Source organism: Solibacillus sp. FSL W7-1324 (assembly GCF_038008025.1).
Taxonomy (GTDB): Bacteria; Bacillota; Bacilli; order Bacillales_A; family Planococcaceae; genus Solibacillus.
On sequence record NZ_JBBOYH010000001.1, the window covers coordinates 3,040,680 to 3,058,971 of the forward strand.

18 protein-coding genes are annotated in these 18,292 nt (G+C 40.0%); 5 read left to right on the forward strand and 13 right to left on the reverse strand.

What is annotated here, in order from left to right; all coding sequences use genetic code 11:
* Positions 1–106: 106 nt before the first annotated feature.
* From MKY71_RS15180 to MKY71_RS15200, 5 genes are all read right to left on the reverse strand, one after another.
* The gene (locus tag MKY71_RS15180; protein WP_340733191.1) at positions 107–2,041 is read right to left on the reverse strand and encodes an ABC transporter permease; all 1,935 of its coding nucleotides are present in this window, start codon (positions 2,039–2,041) and stop codon (positions 107–109) included.
* Entirely contained in the window at positions 2,013–2,786 is a 774-nt protein-coding gene (locus MKY71_RS15185; RefSeq protein ID WP_339173454.1) for an ABC transporter ATP-binding protein, read from the reverse strand. Before MKY71_RS15185 ends, MKY71_RS15180 begins: the two co-directional genes overlap by 29 nt.
* Positions 2,787–2,835: 49 nt before the next feature.
* Positions 2,836–3,819 (reverse strand): sensor histidine kinase, encoded by a 984-nt coding sequence (locus MKY71_RS15190; RefSeq protein ID WP_339196027.1) that lies wholly within the window; start codon positions 3,817–3,819, stop codon positions 2,836–2,838.
* Positions 3,819–4,523 (reverse strand): response regulator transcription factor, encoded by a 705-nt coding sequence (locus MKY71_RS15195; RefSeq protein WP_340733192.1) that lies wholly within the window; start codon positions 4,521–4,523, stop codon positions 3,819–3,821. The genes MKY71_RS15190 and MKY71_RS15195 overlap by 1 nt, the downstream gene beginning before the upstream one ends.
* 154 nt (positions 4,524–4,677) lie before the next feature.
* Entirely contained in the window at positions 4,678–5,670 is a 993-nt protein-coding gene (locus MKY71_RS15200; protein WP_340733193.1) for a lipoate--protein ligase, read from the reverse strand.
* Between the two features lie 139 nt (positions 5,671–5,809).
* Here MKY71_RS15200 and yhfH point away from each other — a divergent pair, with 139 nt between their 5' ends.
* Positions 5,810–5,935, forward strand: a complete 126-nt coding sequence (yhfH, locus tag MKY71_RS15205; RefSeq protein ID WP_008406441.1) for a protein YhfH — start codon at positions 5,810–5,812, stop codon at positions 5,933–5,935.
* Between the two features lie 161 nt (positions 5,936–6,096).
* On the opposite strand, the gene MKY71_RS15210 is transcribed toward yhfH, so the two are convergent.
* From MKY71_RS15210 to hemE, 6 genes are all read right to left on the reverse strand, one after another.
* A complete protein-coding gene (locus MKY71_RS15210) occupies positions 6,097–8,283 on the reverse strand; it encodes a YhgE/Pip domain-containing protein (RefSeq protein WP_339173460.1) in 2,187 nt (728 codons plus the stop codon).
* Positions 8,284–8,372: 89 nt separating this feature from the next.
* Positions 8,373–8,948, reverse strand: a complete 576-nt coding sequence (locus MKY71_RS15215; RefSeq protein WP_339173462.1) for a TetR/AcrR family transcriptional regulator — start codon at positions 8,946–8,948, stop codon at positions 8,373–8,375.
* Between the two features lie 85 nt (positions 8,949–9,033).
* Positions 9,034–9,525 carry a FixH family protein gene (locus MKY71_RS15220; RefSeq protein ID WP_340733195.1) on the reverse strand — a complete coding sequence of 164 codons (492 nt, stop codon included), beginning with the start codon at positions 9,523–9,525 and terminating at the stop codon, positions 9,034–9,036.
* Between the two features lie 192 nt (positions 9,526–9,717).
* Complete coding sequence (hemY, locus tag MKY71_RS15225; protein ID WP_340733197.1) at positions 9,718–11,151, reverse strand: protoporphyrinogen oxidase; 1,434 nt, start codon at positions 11,149–11,151, stop codon at positions 9,718–9,720.
* A gap of 12 nt (positions 11,152–11,163) precedes the next feature.
* On the reverse strand, positions 11,164–12,096 hold the full coding sequence (gene hemH, locus MKY71_RS15230; RefSeq protein WP_251690373.1) for a ferrochelatase: 933 nt from the start codon (positions 12,094–12,096) through the stop codon (positions 11,164–11,166).
* Between the two features lie 162 nt (positions 12,097–12,258).
* The gene (gene hemE, locus MKY71_RS15235) at positions 12,259–13,311 is read right to left on the reverse strand and encodes a uroporphyrinogen decarboxylase (RefSeq protein WP_340733199.1); all 1,053 of its coding nucleotides are present in this window, start codon (positions 13,309–13,311) and stop codon (positions 12,259–12,261) included.
* A gap of 211 nt (positions 13,312–13,522) precedes the next feature.
* On the opposite strand from hemE, the gene MKY71_RS15240 reads away from it, so the two are divergent.
* The 3 genes from MKY71_RS15240 (at position 13,523) to MKY71_RS15250 (ending at position 15,227) form a co-directional block, all read left to right on the forward strand.
* The gene (locus MKY71_RS15240; RefSeq protein WP_340733200.1) at positions 13,523–14,029 is read left to right on the forward strand and encodes an antibiotic biosynthesis monooxygenase family protein; all 507 of its coding nucleotides are present in this window, start codon (positions 13,523–13,525) and stop codon (positions 14,027–14,029) included.
* 122 nt (positions 14,030–14,151) lie between these two features.
* Entirely contained in the window at positions 14,152–14,703 is a 552-nt protein-coding gene (locus MKY71_RS15245) for a chromate transporter (RefSeq protein WP_339173472.1), read from the forward strand.
* Positions 14,700–15,227: a chromate transporter gene (locus MKY71_RS15250; protein ID WP_339173474.1), complete on the forward strand. Its 528-nt coding sequence runs from the start codon at positions 14,700–14,702 to the stop codon at positions 15,225–15,227. The genes MKY71_RS15245 and MKY71_RS15250 overlap by 4 nt, the downstream gene beginning before the upstream one ends.
* Before the next feature lie 326 nt (positions 15,228–15,553).
* Here the strand turns inward: MKY71_RS15250 and MKY71_RS15255 are convergent, their stop codons facing one another.
* Together MKY71_RS15255 and MKY71_RS15260 are read right to left on the reverse strand one after the other, a co-directional pair.
* Positions 15,554–16,732, reverse strand: a complete 1,179-nt coding sequence (locus MKY71_RS15255) for an ABC transporter permease (RefSeq protein ID WP_339173475.1) — start codon at positions 16,730–16,732, stop codon at positions 15,554–15,556.
* Positions 16,716–17,465 carry an ABC transporter ATP-binding protein gene (locus MKY71_RS15260; protein WP_339173477.1) on the reverse strand — a complete coding sequence of 250 codons (750 nt, stop codon included), beginning with the start codon at positions 17,463–17,465 and terminating at the stop codon, positions 16,716–16,718. The genes MKY71_RS15255 and MKY71_RS15260 overlap by 17 nt, the downstream gene beginning before the upstream one ends.
* A 310-nt stretch (positions 17,466–17,775) precedes the next feature.
* On the opposite strand from MKY71_RS15260, the gene MKY71_RS15265 reads away from it, so the two are divergent.
* Positions 17,776–18,195 (forward strand): HIT family protein, encoded by a 420-nt coding sequence (locus MKY71_RS15265; RefSeq protein WP_339173478.1) that lies wholly within the window; start codon positions 17,776–17,778, stop codon positions 18,193–18,195.
* The last annotated feature ends 97 nt before the right edge of the window (positions 18,196–18,292 follow it).

Sequence of the window (18,292 nt, forward strand, 5' to 3'; positions counted from 1 at the left end):
ATTTTCACTCTATTAGCATTATAGAATAAGTATATTAATAAAACAATACGAAAATCTCGTTTATTCACAAATATTGTACTAAAATCATATTTTCTCTATTTTTTATTTATCCGCGCACATGTGAAATATAGCGCCAGCGGATGAGGAAAAAGTAGACGATTTGGATAAGTGCAAACATTGTAAACGAAAACACAACTTCTTTTACGATCGATAAATTCATGACATCGTTCAATACGGTTTGCACAACATAGAACGCAAATGCGCTATGCACAAAGGCTAATCCCCACGGCAGGAAAAATTGAATCATTAAATTTCTCGTAATGAGACGCTTCAGTTCTTTACCGCTTAATCCTACTTTAATGAGCATATCAAATTGTTTTTTCTCCCGGTCCAAATTCGCATAAATTTTGAAATACACGAAACTTCCCGATGCAAGTAAAAACACAGCTACTACTAATATACCGATAAGTGTTAATAAAGAATACGTAGCTAATATATAAGAATAATTTAATCCCGCATTTTCAAAGTAAAACGGCAATGTATATTCACTGTTGATCAAATAATCGCGAGCGACCATCTGCTGGATATCAATTCCGACATTTTTCGTTTCAGTCCAGTTAGGGATATCAAACGTAAATAGATGATAGCCAGGCTCGACATATGGTGCCATCTCGAACTCATTTGTCAGCTTTTCAAAGTCTTCATCACTAATAATGATGGAGTTACTGCTAATAATAGCTGTCGGGAAAAACATTTTCGGGTACACACTGTTAATCGTCAGGTCCACATTGTTTTCCTTCAACACTGTCTTTACTTCCGTTCTCTGCAGCTTTTCAATCGAATCCTCCGAATAAGGGATGAACATCGCTTCCCCGCTTTTTAAATTCACGAGCGGATATTTATACGAAAACAGCAGATGGTTAATATCCGTTTCCCGGAAAACCTCTACCGGATTCGACGTATACGATGAAGTTTGGCGCATGACCGTAAAGCGCGTCATATGATAACTGATGCCGTTAAACTCCAGCTCATCAATGACCGATAAAATATGTTCAATTTCATATGGATTATCCATCTCCCCTTTATAGATGAGGCCGATTGGATTGATTTTGTCATATTGCGATGTATAGGAAGACATCGCCGATAAGACACCGACCGTTAAAAAGGCAAGCGTCGATACGAGTGTCACAATGAAAAACATGCGTGAATTGAAACGTAAAATCTGCACTTGTTCGGCAATCGCCAGCATGCGTGCCCGTTTCCAGTAAAACTGCTTATGCCCCTTCAACCGGTCAATAATATAAAGTGTCGTATCGGAAAAGAAATAGTAGGTTCCCAATGTCACGAAAACAGGAATCAGTAATGTATACGAAAAAATCGATGACTTCGTTGTGATGAGTGCTAGACCGTATCCACATAAAATAAGAATGATTCCTAAAATAGCATTACGCTTTGAATAGGATACTGCCGCATCCACAAACTTCGGTCCTCTTATGAAGTTCCGTATTTTAATATCCGGTGTAAACAGAATGCTCAATGTCGAGATTACGATAAAGGCGCTCAAATAAACGAATAATGTGAGCACAAACGGCTCCCATGACAAATAGAGCGGCAATGCATTTAAGTTTAAAATTTCACGGACAATCATGAAGAAAAACTTCGAAAATGCGAACCCGAATACAATACCGGAAATACAGGAGAAAATACCGATTGTCATCGTTTCGATAATAACCAGTTTTCCTAGCTGGTTCCGGTCCATGCCAAGATGCAGTAAAATCGCGAACTCTTTAGAGCGCGCTTCCAAAAAGGCACGCATCGAGTAGAAAATAAAAAACCACGAAAACAGCACGAGAACGACTTCCGCAAACACCATTCCGGCGATCGATACTTCCCCTAAAAAACCACGTTCGATTTCAGGATGAAACATAAGCATCGAATAAATAAAGAATACAAATACACTGAAAAAGCTGGCCATGAAAAAAGCTGCATAGTTACGGAAGTTACGGAAAACGTTACGGTAAGCGAATTGAAGAAAAGTCACCTACATGTCCCCCTAATAAACTTAATACATTTAAAATCCTTTGGAAAAATGTTTGGCGACGATCATCTGTATAAATTTCATTGAAAAATTCGCCGTCTTTAATAAAAATTACACGATCACAATAACTCGCCGCAATCGGATCATGTGTCACCATTAAAATCGTCGTATCGTTCTCTTTATTCATTCTTGCCAAAAGCTCCAGCACTTCCCGCGATGCATTCGAATCCAGATTCCCTGTCGGCTCATCCGCTAAAACAAGCATCGGCTGATGGATCAGTGCACGTGCAATCGCTGTTCTTTGGGCTTGTCCACCTGATATTTCATTCGGTCGCTTCATTAAAATTGGCGTTAAATCGAGCAGCTCACTTAAATATTTCAACCGTTCCTCCATGACAGCAATCGGCTGTTCATCAATAGTCAGCGGTAAAATGATATTTTCCTCCACCGTCAATGTCGGCAGCAGATTAAAGTCCTGGAAGACGAAACCAAGCTGGCGGCGTCTGAAATAGGCCAGTTCCTCACTGTTGAGCTTTTGCGGCTTCATCCCGTTGAAGATGATTTCACCGGATGTCAGCGTATCGATCATCGATACCATATTTAAAAGCGTCGTTTTCCCGCTGCCTGATGGACCCATGATTGCGACAAACTCACCCTTTTCGACTTCAAAACTAAGCTGGTTGAGCGCTCGCTTCGTCACTTTTCCTTCATAAACTTTCGTAGCATCTTGTATTTGTAAAATAGACATAGTAACTCCTTTTAACCAAGTCTGTTTCTTTCAATCAAAAAATAATCTCTCATGACTGAAAAATCACTTCAATTTGTGTACCTTTACCAACTTCCGATGTAATCAAAAGCTGGTGTCCGAGCTTATCACAAATCTCCTTTGCGATATAGAGTCCCATGCCGGTAGATTCACCGGTTTTCCTTCCGTTTTCACCTGTAAAGAACGGCTTCATTACACGGGGTAAATCGGATTTGGGAATGCCGACCCCTTCATCACGTATGAACAAATGGACATGCTGTTCTTTTTGCTCCGCCGTAATATACAATTTTTTATTTGGCTCAAATGTATATTTCACCGCGTTTGTAATGAACTGCCCAATAAGGAAGTTCAGCCATTTCATATCACTCATGACGATTAACTCGTCATCAATGTTCACTTCCGGAAACACTCGGTTGGCGATAAACAGACGTTTATGTTCATTAACATTTGCCATGATTGCTGATTTTAAAGGCACTTTCCCGATTTGCATATCATCCGAAAAGTTTTCCAGACGTGCATTTACTAAAACCATTTCAAGGCCGCGTTTCAAACGTTCGGTCTCTTCCTGTACACTTTTTTTATCCAGCTCATCTTCCTGCTGCAGCAAAAGCTCCAAAACAGAGACAGGGGTTTTCATCTGGTGTACCCACTGGTTCATAAATTTATATTGTCTGGACTGTGCCGCATAAAGCGCCTGCACTTCATGCTGATACAATTTGTACAGCTCATGCAAGTAACGCTCTGTTTCCATATATTCCGTTGTTTTCGCATTCTTTTGAAGCGCATCCTCCATCGTTTGAGGCAACGTCGATATCTTCGCCAAATACCGGCGTCTCAACATATAGCGCACAACTAAAAAGGAGAGGATTAAAAGAAGGCTGATCGCAATCGCATAAATGGCAGTAGTAATACTGCGAAAGCCATCAAGCCAAAATAATGAAAGCAAAAATAATGTGAGGACGACTTGAAAGATCACATAGGAAAGATGCTCCTTCACAAATAGTTTGATCGCCATTACATTTCCTCCGAGCTTAATAAGAAGCGGTACCCTGCTCCGCGCACTGTTTCAATAACAGATGAAATGCCGTAGTCAGCCAGCTTCTTCCGAACACGCGTCATATTCACATTTAATGTGTTTTCATCAACAAATGCCTGATCATCCCACAATTCCTCCAACAGCTGTTCGCGTGACACGACTTTTGGCGCTTGTCCCATTAACAATCCTAAAATGACACTTTCCTTCTTTTGAAGCGGAACGACGAGATCCTTCAATTGAAGTTCCATCCGTTCCAAATACAATGTAAGCTGTCCTTGTACAATTTTCCGCTCTTCCTGCCTTGCAGAATATTCTCCATATGTACGGCGCAAATGACTGCGAATTTTAGCGAGCACAATTTCATAGTTAAACGGCTTCGTAATAAAATCATCTCCGCCATTTTCCAGTGCGAATATTTGATCCATTTCCCCCGAGCGAGCGGAGATAAATAAAATCGGACATTTCGTAAACTGTCTCAGCTCCCGGCACCAATAATACCCGTCATAGGAAGGTAAATTAATGTCGAGTAGAATGATATGCGGAGAAAATGCTAAGCATTGTTGTATTAATGAATCAAAGTCTTTAATCGTCTCGACTTCGTACTGGTATTTTCTTAATGTGTCTGCCAATAGTGCAGCTATTTTAGGATCATCCTCGACGATGAAAATTCGATGTTTTTCCATCTGAATGACCTCCTTTTCGATAGGTTTTCAACTAAAATATCCCTACATAAGTTAATTGTTCATATTGTTCCATTGTATCAAAAAAAGGGGGCTCCCGAAAACAGGAGCCTCCTTTTCTACACTCTCTAATTCATTCATGATGACTGACAAGCTGCTAGTAAATTAAATGAAGAAAATCCTCTTCCGTAATCCCGCCAAAGTATACCGGGATTTCAATATCTTTCAGCTTTTCTGCAATTGCGGCACGGTCATATTTCGTTCCGACCAGAAGTTCTCCAACCTCATCCACATCACCGACACCAAAGAAATCTCCGAAGATTTTTGCCTCTTCAATGACCCCTTTGTTTACTTCCAGGCGAATATCCAGGCTGCCTGAAGGGAAACGCTTCGTTTTTTGAATGTTAAAACGCGGTGATTTTCCGTAATTCCATTCCCATAACTGGTAACGGCTTTTTGAAATTTCATGGATGTTTTCCCAATCTTGTTCCGTAAGCTCGTAATATTGAATATTTTCCTCGCCACCGAAAATCGATTTTAAAATTTCCATACGGAACTGTTCTACCGTAATTTTTTCTGGAAGGAAATCAATGATATTCGCAACACGCGAGCGCACGGATTTAATTCCTTTTGATTCGATCTTGTCCTGTTTTACTTTAAGTGAGTTTACGACAGCATCAATATCCAGGTCGAACATAAGTGTCCCATGGCTGAACATGCGGCCACGCGTTGAATATTGGGCATTGCCTGAAACCTTTTTCCCTTCAGCCAAAATATCGTTACGGCCTGAAAGCTCAGAGTTAACCCCTAATTTTGCAAGTGCATCAACAACAGGCTGTGTGAACTTTTTATAGTTGCTGAAGCTGTTGCCGTCATCCTTTGTCAGGAAGCTGAAGTTCAGATTGTTTAAATCATGATAAACTGCCCCACCGCCGGAAAGACGACGTACTACAATGATTCCGTTTTCTTCAACGTAATCTGTATTGATTTCTTCGATCGTGTTTTGATTTTTTCCGATGATAATCGAAGGCTGATTAATATAGAACAGTAAAAAATCATCCTTTTCGATATCCATGTTTTTCAGTATATACTCTTCTATTGCCAAGTTAATACGCGGATCTGTAATTCCTTTATTATCGATAAAATACAAAAGGCTCACTCCTTCAAAAATCGTCCATTTATATTTTAACTTAATTTAGGCATTTTGTGTTGACGAATTAAAACTGTTATAATACAATACAATATATAAACAGAAGTAATATAACAGAAACTTAAAGGAGGCATGCACAATGTTAGAAAACGTAGTGGAATTTTTCAAGAATCTACCTGATAAAATTTGCGTTCAATGCGGTGATAAAATCGAAGAACAAAGCGAGTGCTACAGCAACAATTGTGATAAATGTAACTCTCTTTAATTCTTTTTACACTGTTTAATTCGCATTACTGACAACTTCATCTTAGTAAGATGAACCTATAATAACTTTCATGAACCACGAGTTTGCTCAATGCTCGTGGTTTTTCTGTATAAAAAAAGCATGGATTCAAGGGAAAATACCCGAATCCATGCTTTTTCTTTTTATTGTTCTGTAGGTTGTTTTGAATAACGTTTTTTATAAAGCAATGCAAAGTAACCGAAAGTGATTGCTAAGCACGAAACCATCACTGCACCTAAAATCGACCAGTTGAACATTAGGAATGATGTATCACCAGTTGAAATGGCTGCTTTGAAGCCTTGTACAGAGAATGTCATCGGTAAAATTTTATTGAAGAAATGCAATTGCTCTGGTACTAGCTCAATCGGGAATGTCCCTGCACTAGTTGTTAATTGAAGAATCAACACGACGATGGCAATAAATCGTCCTGGATCACCAAACACTGATACAAGCAATTGAACCATAGCTAAAAATGTAAAGCTAGTAATAATTGTTGTCAGAATGAACTGCGGCATATTATTTACCTCAAGTCCAAGACCCCAAACAACAATGGCAATCGTAATAAATGACTGTACCAATCCGACACCGATTAATACTGTTACTTTACTTACAAACCAGCTTGCACTGTTTTTCGGGATAACGGCTGGTTCAACAAATGGGAATACAATCGAAATTAATAGTGCCCCAACGAATAATCCTAATGAAATAAAGTATGGTGCAAAACCTGTACCATAATTCGGTACATGGTTGACAGATTCTTTTTCGACTTCCACTGGAGAACCGACCATATCGTATGTCTCTTCAGTCGGATTAACAGCGGCTTTTTCGCCGGCTTCCGTTAATTTTTCAGATAAAGTTGTCGTACCATCTTTCAACTCTTTCGTACCGTCGGCTAAAGTAGTAGAACCTTGTGCCAACTCACCTGATTTTTCAGCCAATAAGCTAGTGCCGTCATATAATTTATTCGAACCATCTACTAATGAGTTCAAACCTTGCGCTAATGTGTTTGCGCCTGTTGCAGCACTTGATGCGCCTGCTGATAATTCATTTAGTTTTCCGGCAATTGTCGTATTGCCTTGTGCCAATGATTTAGCACCTGCTATCAACTGTGCAGAATTTTGCTGTAATTGTGAAACACCTGCAGTTACTTGTTGTTGCCCTGCATTTAATTGATTTGCACCTTCACTGATTGCCGCAATTTTATCGTCCAATCCGTTAGTTCCTGCGTGCAGCTGGCTTAAACCGCCACTTACTTGTTTACTGCCTTCTTGAAGCTGAGCTAGTGCATTTTTTAATGCTGCTTGATTTTCTTCTGGCAGCATTGGTAAGATCGCTTCCAGCTGGGCTGCCAACTGATCCATACCGCCTGCTACATTAGCTGAACCATCTGCCAGCGCTTTTACTTTGTCATCGATATTCGCTGTACCTTGTGTTAATAATTTCAGGTTTTCAGCTAAGCTTGCCTGACCGGATGTAAGATCCTTTTGTCCGTTCGCGACTTGTGCTACACCGTTCGTATAGCTTTCAATACCTTGTTGCAGTGTAGTTGCACCATCTGCTGCAGATTTTGCTCCTGCTTCCAATTGGCTGCTGCCATCCGCAATTTTTGCTACACCTGCCGCCAGATCGGAAGCACCTTTTGCAGCACTTTTAGCACCAGTAACTAATGTGTCAGTACCATCGGATAATTGAACAGAGCTTGATGCCAATTGCTCTAAATAGCCTTTTAGCTCTTCAGCGCCATCAGCCAGTTTTGCTGCCCCTTCATCCAGTTGCCCTGCTCCATCTGCTGCTTCGTTAAAACCGTCACCAAGCTGTGTAATAGAATCAAATAATTTTTCCGCATATGTTGCTGAAACTTGCGTATTTACTTCCGCTTTAATGCGATCCATTGCCGTTTCACCAATTTGTGCGCCTAAAAAGTTGAAACCTTCATTTGGAATATAATCAATAACCAATTTCTGTGGTTCATCATCTAATAATGTAGTGGCATGCTCTGAGAAGTTTTCCGGAATTTTAATTAAAATATAATATTTTTGATCTTTTAATTTTTGGTCCGCTTCCTTTGCATCAACTTCCTCAAAGTGGAATTGTTCACTTTCTATCAGCTTATCGACCAATGTTTGGCCGAGCTCCATTGTTTCCTCATCCATTACAGCTCCGGTGTCTTCATTGACAACGGCAACCGGTAAGTCCTTTAAATTGGCATATGGATCCCAAAATGCCCATAAGAACATCCCGCTGTACATAACAGGAACAAATAGAACGGCAATAACTGAAATAAGCATTTTCTTCGTTTTAAAAATCTTCAGCCATTCTGCTTTTATCACATTAATTTCCTCCTTCAAAAACTATATGACCAATATCGTCATTCGGTCATTTTACGGTAAAAAGAAAGCACTTCACCTGGAAGTGACAACTACTTTTTCTTTGCCAAACCACGGAAAATGGTTTCGCTGAATAATGTCAGAATTTCTTGTTCGTTTAGTGGTTCTTTATGTGTCAACTGCCAGTCTACAATAAAAGCCAAATACGATTTAAACAATAAAAAAGCGACATGTTCAGGATTACAATCGATGACTTCATCTTTTGCAATGCCGTTACGAATCCGCGAAGAAACATATGAAATGATTTCCGACTCGATTTTTAACAGCATTTGCTGTACTTCAGGAGTGCCCAGTGCTGTTTCCTCTTCTATTAGTTTGGCAAACAGTAAATGACGCTCACGGAACTGCAGCATTTTCATCAATGCTGTATGGGCATTTTGCATAAAACTCGCGTTTGTATCGATTAGCTGATCTGTTTCGCGCTTCATTTCACCGATTAAATGGAATACAACTTCCTGAAACAGCTCTTCTTTATTTTTAAAAAACGTATAAATAGTTCCTTTCCCTACATTTGCAATTTTAGCAACTTGTTCAATCGTTGTTGCCTTATAGCCAAATAATGTGAAAGACTTTGTAGCAGCTATTAAAATTTCATGTCGACGATCCATAAATCCACCTCCTCAAAAAAGTGACCAAATGAACACTTCGGTCATTCAGTCACTATTATACACCGTTCTTCTTATATTGCAATATTTAATGGTTATGATCTTCTTCTTTTTCTTCGGCATCTTCTTCATCATGTTCCATCGAATCAGAACTTGTATCTTCCAGCACTTTGCTCATATCCGGGTTGCCGACGATCAGCTCCTGCTTTGGCATGACATGCATGCCGCGCGCCGTCGTATGGGCAAACATATAGTATACGCCATCATGGTCAAACGTATAGTCAGCGACATAGATTCCGTCTTCTGTCAGTTCTCCGTCCAGCATCTCCCCTTCATCACGGAGACCCGACTCCCATACTTCAAACTTCACTTCTTTCGCATCATTTACCGCTTCTTCATCCTGAGTCACACGTGCCGCAAGCTGAATCGTTTCCCCTGTATTCAATTGTTCAGCTGTTTGAATATGTACATCGATAATTGACGGTACCTCGGCAGTATCAAGCGTTTCCACTTCCGGCTCATCCCCACACCCTACCAGTAAAAAAGGTACTGCAACTAAACTGTAAAGCCATTTTCTCATCGTTAAATCTCCCATCCTTATGAACAATTATGTAATTCATCCTATCGTTATTAGCGTACTAAAAAAACCTTACCGATGCATACTAAATTTAAGATAAATTTGTGAACCATTGTAAAATTATCCAAAATAAAAACACTGCATTAAAAGCGACTCACTTTTAATACAGCATTTCATTCAATGATTCCATTGATGTTAAATTGCCAATTTAGCTTCGGCCAACTGGTTGAGTAATTGCTCTGCAGTCGTTCTTCCTTGGAAGACACAGTCCGGAATACTAATTCCCTCATAGGAGCTTCCTGTTAAATAGACATTCGGAAACTCTTGATAGAACTGTTCTTTCATAGTAGACATGCGCGACTCATGACCAATTGTATATTGAGGCATTGCTTCCTTCCAACGGGCAACTGTTGTCAACAATGGCGAGGCATTCAAACCTACCGCCCGTTCCAAATCCTGCAATACGATTTTTTCAATTTCACTGTCGGGCAGCTCCACAATCGATTCGTCTCCTACACGGCCAATATAAACCCTCAACAGTTCATGGCCATCCGGGGAGACATTATCCCATTTACGGTGACTCCACGTACAGCTTGTAATAGCAAAATGACTATTGCGGGAAACGAAGAAGTTCAGCGCATCTTCATATTTTTGCATTGACCCTTTTTCGAATGCCATCGTAACCGTGGCAATTGTAGCATAATTCATATCCGGAACTTGCTGCATCGTTACAGAGTCCGGGAAGATTCTTTTCGTTACATTAAATGGTGTCGTTACAACGACTTTGTCCGCCTGTATAGACGTCCCATCATTCAATTCAATAAGGTGAGTATCATCCATATTATTTTCGATAAAATTCACTTTCAACCCTTTTAAAATCGTAACATCGGTTAAAGCATTTTCCAATGTTTCAATCAATGATTCCAGCCCATTTTCAAATGATTCATAATGTAGTTCACCTGGTGTATCCACAAGCGCGTAAATACCTTTACCTGTTTTTTTCATACCGAGCAGTAAACTGCGGTAGTCTTTTTCCAACTGGTAAAATTGCGGGAACATCGATTGCATACTGAGATGGTCGACATCGCCTGCAAAAGTACCTGCCAATACCGGCTCAACTAAATTTTCGACCACTTCTCTGCCAAAACGCCGATTAAAAAACTCACTGATCGGTTCGTCCGCCGCATGCGGTAATTTCGGTAATAATAAATCCCCTGCTGCGCGGAATTTCCCCATTAAAGATAGAACATTCGATGTCATGAACGGTAAGATTTTAGGTGACCCCCCGAGCAGAATATTGCTCGGAATTTGGTGTAACTTGCTGCCAACTGCGATGAATGTTCGACCATAATTATTTTGAATCATCTCATGTTCGATATTTAAATCACGTGCCAACTTTCGGACACTGCTACCTGTATCAAAAAACGATTCAGGCCCACGTTCGATAATATATCCATTTTGTCTTACAGTATGGATTTTACCACCTAAACGTAGTGACGCTTCGATCAGCACGATATCTATCGGTAAATTATGCGCCTTCGTTTTTTGCTGTAAATAGTATGCCGTCGTTAAACCAGTGATGCCACCGCCAACGATAACAACCTTGTTCCTTTTTAAAGTCACCCTCATCATCACTCTCTACTATTTCGCTAATTTTTTATTGATAGCATCTACCATTGCATCAATGAATAAAGGATGTGTATTTGGCATTGTCGGGCGATAGTAGCTTGCACCGATTTCGTCACAAACAACTTTACACTCAATGTCATTATCATATAACACTTCTAAATGCTCTGTAACAAATCCTACTGGTGTATAGATGAAAGCTTTATAACCTTTTTGCTCAAATAATTCCTTTGTTAAATCCTGTACGTCCGGTCCTAGCCATGGCTCCGGTGTTTGTCCGGCTGACTGCCAGCCTACTTCAACATTCACAATATCAGACGCCTCTTCAATTAAACGTGCTGTTTCGATTAACTGCTCTTCATACGGGTCGCCTGCAAGTTTGATTTTTTCCGGTAATGAGTGGTTAGACACGATTAAGCAAGCATTTGCGCGTTCTTCTTCTGTCATTTTTGCCAACTCGCCATTTACGGCATTTTTCCAGAATTCAATAAATTTAGGCTCGTCATACCAAGCTTCAACAGAAGTGATATTTAATGTACCGCCTAATTTTTCTGCAGCTTCTTTCGCTCGTCCATTGTAAGATTTAATCGAGAATGTTGAGAAGTGTGGTGCTAAAACGATCGATACCGCTTCCGTGATTCCTTCTTTCACCATTGCTTCTACTGCATCTTCTACAAATGGTTCGATATGTTTTAAGCCGATAAATACTTTATATTCCACTTCGTCCTGTACTTCGTTCAAACGTGCACATAATGCATGAGCCTGTGCTTCCGTCATTTTCGCAAGCGGAGAAATACCGCCGATTGCACGGTAGCGTTCTGTTAAGTCGTCCAAATGTTCCTGGCTCGGTTTACGGCCGTGACGAATATGTGTGTAATAACGTTCGATATCTTCTTCTTTATATGGCGTACCATAAGCCATTACTAATAACCCGCGTACTTCTTTCATGTAAGTCACCTCTGCATGTTTTTAAACACGTTTCTATTTTTATTAGTTTTTTTTTTAAAAGTTTTCATCCCGTTTGTTTTTGGGTGCTCTCCAGCAAACTTTTCATCTATATAGTTTTCTCACCTAAACCGGTGAATAATCAAATTTGAATTTATTGTTGTATTATGAACGTTTTGCGATTTGTTCGCGGCTGTATTCATGTACAAATGTTGTTAGTCGTTTTAAGACAGCTGGATCTACTTCAGGGAAGACACCGTGGCCTAAGTTGAAAATATGTCCGCCTGTATGTGCTAAACCTTGATCAACGATATCTTTCGCTCTTGCTTCGATTACGTTCCAGTCTGCCAGTAATAATGTAGGATCCAAGTTCCCTTGTACCGCTTTTGTTACGCCGCGCGCTTCTGCTTCACGGATTGGTAAACGCCAGTCCAAACCTACGACATCAACAGGCAGGTCATGCCATTCTTTTACTAAATGCGATGCACCTACACCGAATTGGATTAACGGCACATTCAATGCGCGCAATTCAGCAAAAATGCGTGTCATCGTCGGTTTAATGAAAATACGGTAATCTTCTACATTTAATGCACCAACCCAAGAATCGAAAATTTGGATTGCCTTTGCACCAGCTTCTACTTGTGCTGTAATATCCAAAATAATCATATCAGCCAGTTTGTCCATTAACGCAAACCATGCTTTTGGCTGTGAAACCATGAATGACTTTGTTTTAGCGTAGTTTTTGCTCGGGCCGCCTTCGATCATATAGCTTGCAAGCGTAAACGGAGCACCGCCAAAACCGATTAACGGAACATTTAACTGTTCTGTCGTTAACATTTTAATTGTTTCAAGCACGTAAGGTGTATGCTCTTGTGCATTGAAATCACGTAATTTTTCTACATCAGCAGCTGAACGGATAGGGTTTGAAATAACCGGACCGATTCCCGCTTTTATTTTCACATCAATTCCCATTCCTGGTAAAGGGGTAACGATATCTTTATAAAGAATCGCAGCATCTACATTGTATTGTTCAACAGGTAAACGCGTCACATATGCACATAACTCCGGCTGCATTGTAATCTCTTCTAATGAATATTTTTCTTTTATTTCACGATATTCTGGCTGTGAACGGCCTGCCTGGCGCATAAACCAAACCGGCGTATGTTCTACTTGCTCACCGCGAGCAGCACGTAATAATGTGTCATTAAATTTCATCATTTTTGATTTCTACCCCTTAAAATAAATTCTTTTTTATTCTATACCTCAAAAACGTCATTGATATCCATGATCGACTATAAACTTTTCATTAATAATTGTATAGATTTCTTCAATAAATGTCATAAAATTGTCTCTTCTGCTATAGAACTTTTTGACAAATGGCTTGAACATCTTTATAAATGGAAATAATAGTGTAAAGGAGGTCGGTCTTATGAATTTTTATGTAACTTCAGGAACACCTGACTATATGGAAAAATTAATCGCAAAAAACCCACAGCACCCTTTAATTTTATTGCACGGAAATGGCAATTCGGTGGTGTTGCATGAAACAGACAAAAAATCAATTTTCGCAGTACCTCGCAAGTTTGAAGTCATTGCACAGGATGGGCAGTTTACGCAAAAGGGCTATTTTACTTTTTTCAATATGCCCATTATGTCAGATGAACGCCCGGTTTTCGAGAAAAAAGCTCTCGACGTCATCCCTGCACTGAATTCCAATGATGCTGTCATTGCCTACCGTTTATTGCGCCCGGTTAAAGCAGAAACCTATTTATTTATCATTCAATGGGGCGGACCTGCTTCCTACGAAGTATGGAAAGCAAGCGATGAGTATAAAACTTCATTTGCCCCTGTTTTTGAAGGTACGACACAAGTGCTACAGTCGATGTTTAACTCATCCTCTTATATTACGACATATAGTGCAGCTTCAAAAGAATAATGCTTCTATCAAAAATGCTACGATTGTATTTCGTAGCATTTTTATATAAAATAATACATATTTAGAAATTCTTTCGTTTTCCGAACTATTTTGCTTCCAACTAATTAAAAGGCGGTTATGATGTGAAAATTCAAATTCAGTTGTTTAAAGCTTTTTTTGTGTCCGGAATTCTTGGCTTCGGCGGAGGTCCGACAATCATTCCATTACTACATAAAGAAGTGGTGGAAAAGTATAAACTTATGACAGACGATGATTTTTCGGATGTTTTATCAATTGGTAATACATTGCCTGGACCGATTGCGACAAAAATGGCAGGCTATATAGGCTACCGTATAGGCGGAATGCTCGGGTTAATCAATGCCCTGTTTGCCTCGGTCATACCTACCGTACTATTAATCATCATATTATTAAATTCATTGAAGCAATTTAGCAACTCCGATTTCATCAATAACATGTCTAAAGGGGTTATCCCCATTGTGACAGTGATGATGGGGCTCTATGCATTCGATTTCCTAAAAAAATCGCATAAGTCTTTAGGTTTGAAAATCAGTGCAATTATTTTCTTATATAGTTTTATAACGATTGTTGTATTTGATCTTCACCCTGGGATCATCATTGCTTCCCTCTTAATATTGGCGCTTGCACTGCCGGCTAAAGGAGGAAAAGAACAATGATATTTTGGGAGATTTTCATTGCATTTTTAATACCGAACCTTTTAGCATACGGTGGCGGACCTGCTTCCATCCCGTTAATCGAACATGAAGTAGTAGACAGGTATGCGTGGATGACGCAAAGTGAATTCAGTGAGTTTCTAGCTTTGGCCAATTCACTGCCAGGCCCTATTGCAACGAAGATGGCGGGCTATATCGGCTTTGAAGTCGGTGGAATTTTAGGGAGTTTTATCGCGTTATTCGCGACAGTTGCCCCTACCCTGATTTTGATGATTACACTTTTAAATCTTCTACATAAATATAGAGATTCACCTAAAGTAATCCGATTATCAAGCTTTGTACTACCTGCAATTGCCGTATTATTAATTACATTAACATTCGATTTCGCAAAGTCTTCCTATGAATCAAATAAACTGATTCCAACGATTTTAATGATCGTCGGCAGCTATCTTGCATTGGAAAAATTTAAAGTTCCTTCTATTATAGTAATCGTCGTCGGCTTACTAATCGGCGGCTTCCTGTTATAAATATAATGAAAGTGTATTATAACCAAAAAAGCTACTTTTCTCTGAGAGAAAAGTAGCTTTTTTGATGAGCTCTAAAATTGATTTCCATTCCGGGGACGCTTTCCGGAGGCGTGGCATGGGGCCAACACGATGTTGGTCACAAAAGCGTTGCCACAGGACGTGGCGCACTTAGCTTTTGTTCATTAGTCTCAGGCGTCACGCTTATCCCCCAGGAGTCGCCCCTCCATTCCAATCAATTTTAATATCCGTTTCTAATAAAGTTTCCTTCTTTTCCAACATATATCTACTTCTATGCCAACCTCTATTTATTGTTACAATTCCATTTATTATTTTGACATTCTCATCGTCAGTTCGCTCACTGCGATAATGACAACCGGGATGATGTAAAACTGCGGCTGCATCACTGCACATAGTGTCACGATAAAAGCCTGTACAATGCTTAGTTGACGAAGCAGTTTTGCGACAGCCTGTTTTCTCGTATCGCGCGGAATCGGGTAAAGCATGTCCATTCGGAAATCCCCTGCTGACATGAGCGCATACTTAAGCTGAAGTGTTGTCGCAAATGCCAATGCACCTGCAACGATCCAAGTAACAAACGGAATCGTAATAAACATCGCAATAACAGCTGAAATCGCTGTTAACCGTACCCATAAGTAAAAATGGTCATCTGTACGGATAAACGTACGGTAAATCAAATACGCCTGTGTATTTTCCTTTTTATAGCTGATTGCTTTATACGCTATATCGAGCCATGCACGACGTTTGACAGAGCCCTTTAAATGCGGGACATCTGTAAAGTAGTTGGCAAAACGGTAAAAACGCATCATCCGGTTTTGCTCAAGTTTAATAAAATGCTCGTAAGGCACCGGGTTATCCTGAACTTTCTTCTTCAATGTAAATGCATAATAAGCCATCATAATTAGAAATACGATGCCTAAAAAGCCGTCTGTCAAAGTCATTTGGATCCCGATAATCGATACGACCGCCCGTACAAATCGGTCGAATCCGATGGCATTGCCACGGTTCGCATAGCGGTAGTTGAATTCGGCGCGAACATTAATATATTTTAATACTGCGATAAACGCGGCAGTCAGCCAAATTTCTCCTACGCTAAGTGGCGTAACCTCTTTCAACAACGGAATCGCTATTATATAAAGAACGACCGGCACTAGCACCTGTGACCAAAATGTCCAGTTCAGCGCCTTTTTGAAATAGTTCGGCATTTGGCTCTCAAGCGGCAATAAGTACACCTGATCCGGTTCTTTCAATAAAGTGACAGGTCTACTGAATGCGACTAAGCCCCCTGCGATAACGGCAATGAGCCACTCTGCCGGGAAATCCGGCTGCACGACCTTCAGCCATTCGCTGTACTGATATCCCCCCGCCCCTGCGATAAAGACAAGGACAATCGCAATATGCCCTGTAAAGACGAAGCGCATATACTTCATCACTTCGCCGATGTAATGCTCGAAGCGCTTAGCCCATACACTATGCATGCTGTTCATTGTCTTGCTCCTTTGTCATCGCAATATACAAATCATCGAGTGTCGCAGTCGGCATATTGAACGCTTTGCGCAAATCATTCATTGTCCCTTGTGCACGTACGCGTCCTTCATGAAGAAGAATGATACGGTCACAATGTTTTTCAGCAGTCGATAAAATATGTGTAGACATTAAAATCGATGCCCCTGCACGTTTTTTATCATCCATTTGGTCTAGCAATGACTGAATGCCGAGCGGATCTAACCCGACAAACGGCTCATCGATAATATACAGACTTGGATCGACTAAAAATGCGCACATAATCATTACCTTCTGGCGCATTCCTTTTGAAAAGTGCGACGGGAACCAATTTAATCGCTTTTCCATACGGAATTCCTTCAATAAAACTTCCGAGCGCGCATCCAGCGTTTTTTCATCTAAACCATAGGCCATTGCCGTTAATTGTAAATGTTCTTTTAATGTTAATTCTTCATACAGTACAGGTGTTTCCGGAATGTACGAGAAGCTTGACCGATACTTGTCCAAATTCTCCTTCAACGTCACACCGTTTAAACGAATTTCTCCAGAGCGCGGTAAGAGCGTGCCAATAATATGCTTGATCGTCGTACTTTTCCCGGCACCGTTAAGACCGATTAATCCAACGAGCTCTCCTTTGTTAATTTCAAATGATAAATCTTGAATCACAGGCTTTCTCGTATAACCACCTGTTACATTTTGCAGTTGTAAAATTGTCACAGTCGTCACTCCTCTTTTCTAAAATTTAGTTTATCAAAAGCGAATAAAATTGAACACTGAATGCAACACTCAATTCAGAGAACAAAAAATAAATCCTTCATATAAGAAAGTAGTTTTCCGAATAATCTATGATAGAATAAAGAAAAATAATAGTATCTTCACCATAAATTGGGGTTGTACAATTGATTTTTATTGTAGGCGGATGTTTTCCAAGTGAATTTACCGCCCTCGATTCCTCTCAATTTACAATAACATTTTTTTCGAACTTCTAATGGTGAAAATCAAAAATAGAAAAGGAGCGATAAAAAAGATGAGTGATTGCTTATTTTGCAAAATTATTGCCGGTGAAATTCCAAGTGTTAAAGTTTATGAGGATGAGCATACTTTTGCCTTCATGGATATTGCCCCGTTAACAAAAGGCCATACATTGTTAATCCCAAAAACACATTGCAAAGATCTGTTTGAAATGCCAGAAGATGTAGCACGTAACTTATATGCTGCTGCCCCGAAAGTGGCGAATGCCATTAAAGCTGCTTTTAACCCGGCTGGTATGAATACGATCAATAATAACGGTGCTGAAGCAGGTCAAACTGTTTTCCATTACCACTTGCATCTTGTTCCTCGATATGATGAAAAAGACGGACTAGTTGTCAACTGGAATGGTCGTTCACAGGAATTCCCGCCAGATGTGCTGTCGACACTTTCTGAGGAAATTAAATCCCACTTATAATTGCTCCTACAAGGAGACTATGGCCAGCATCTTTCTCATAAGTGAAAATGCTGGTTTTTCTTTTATTACCTATCTCCAGTCGTTCCAATGTTTATCG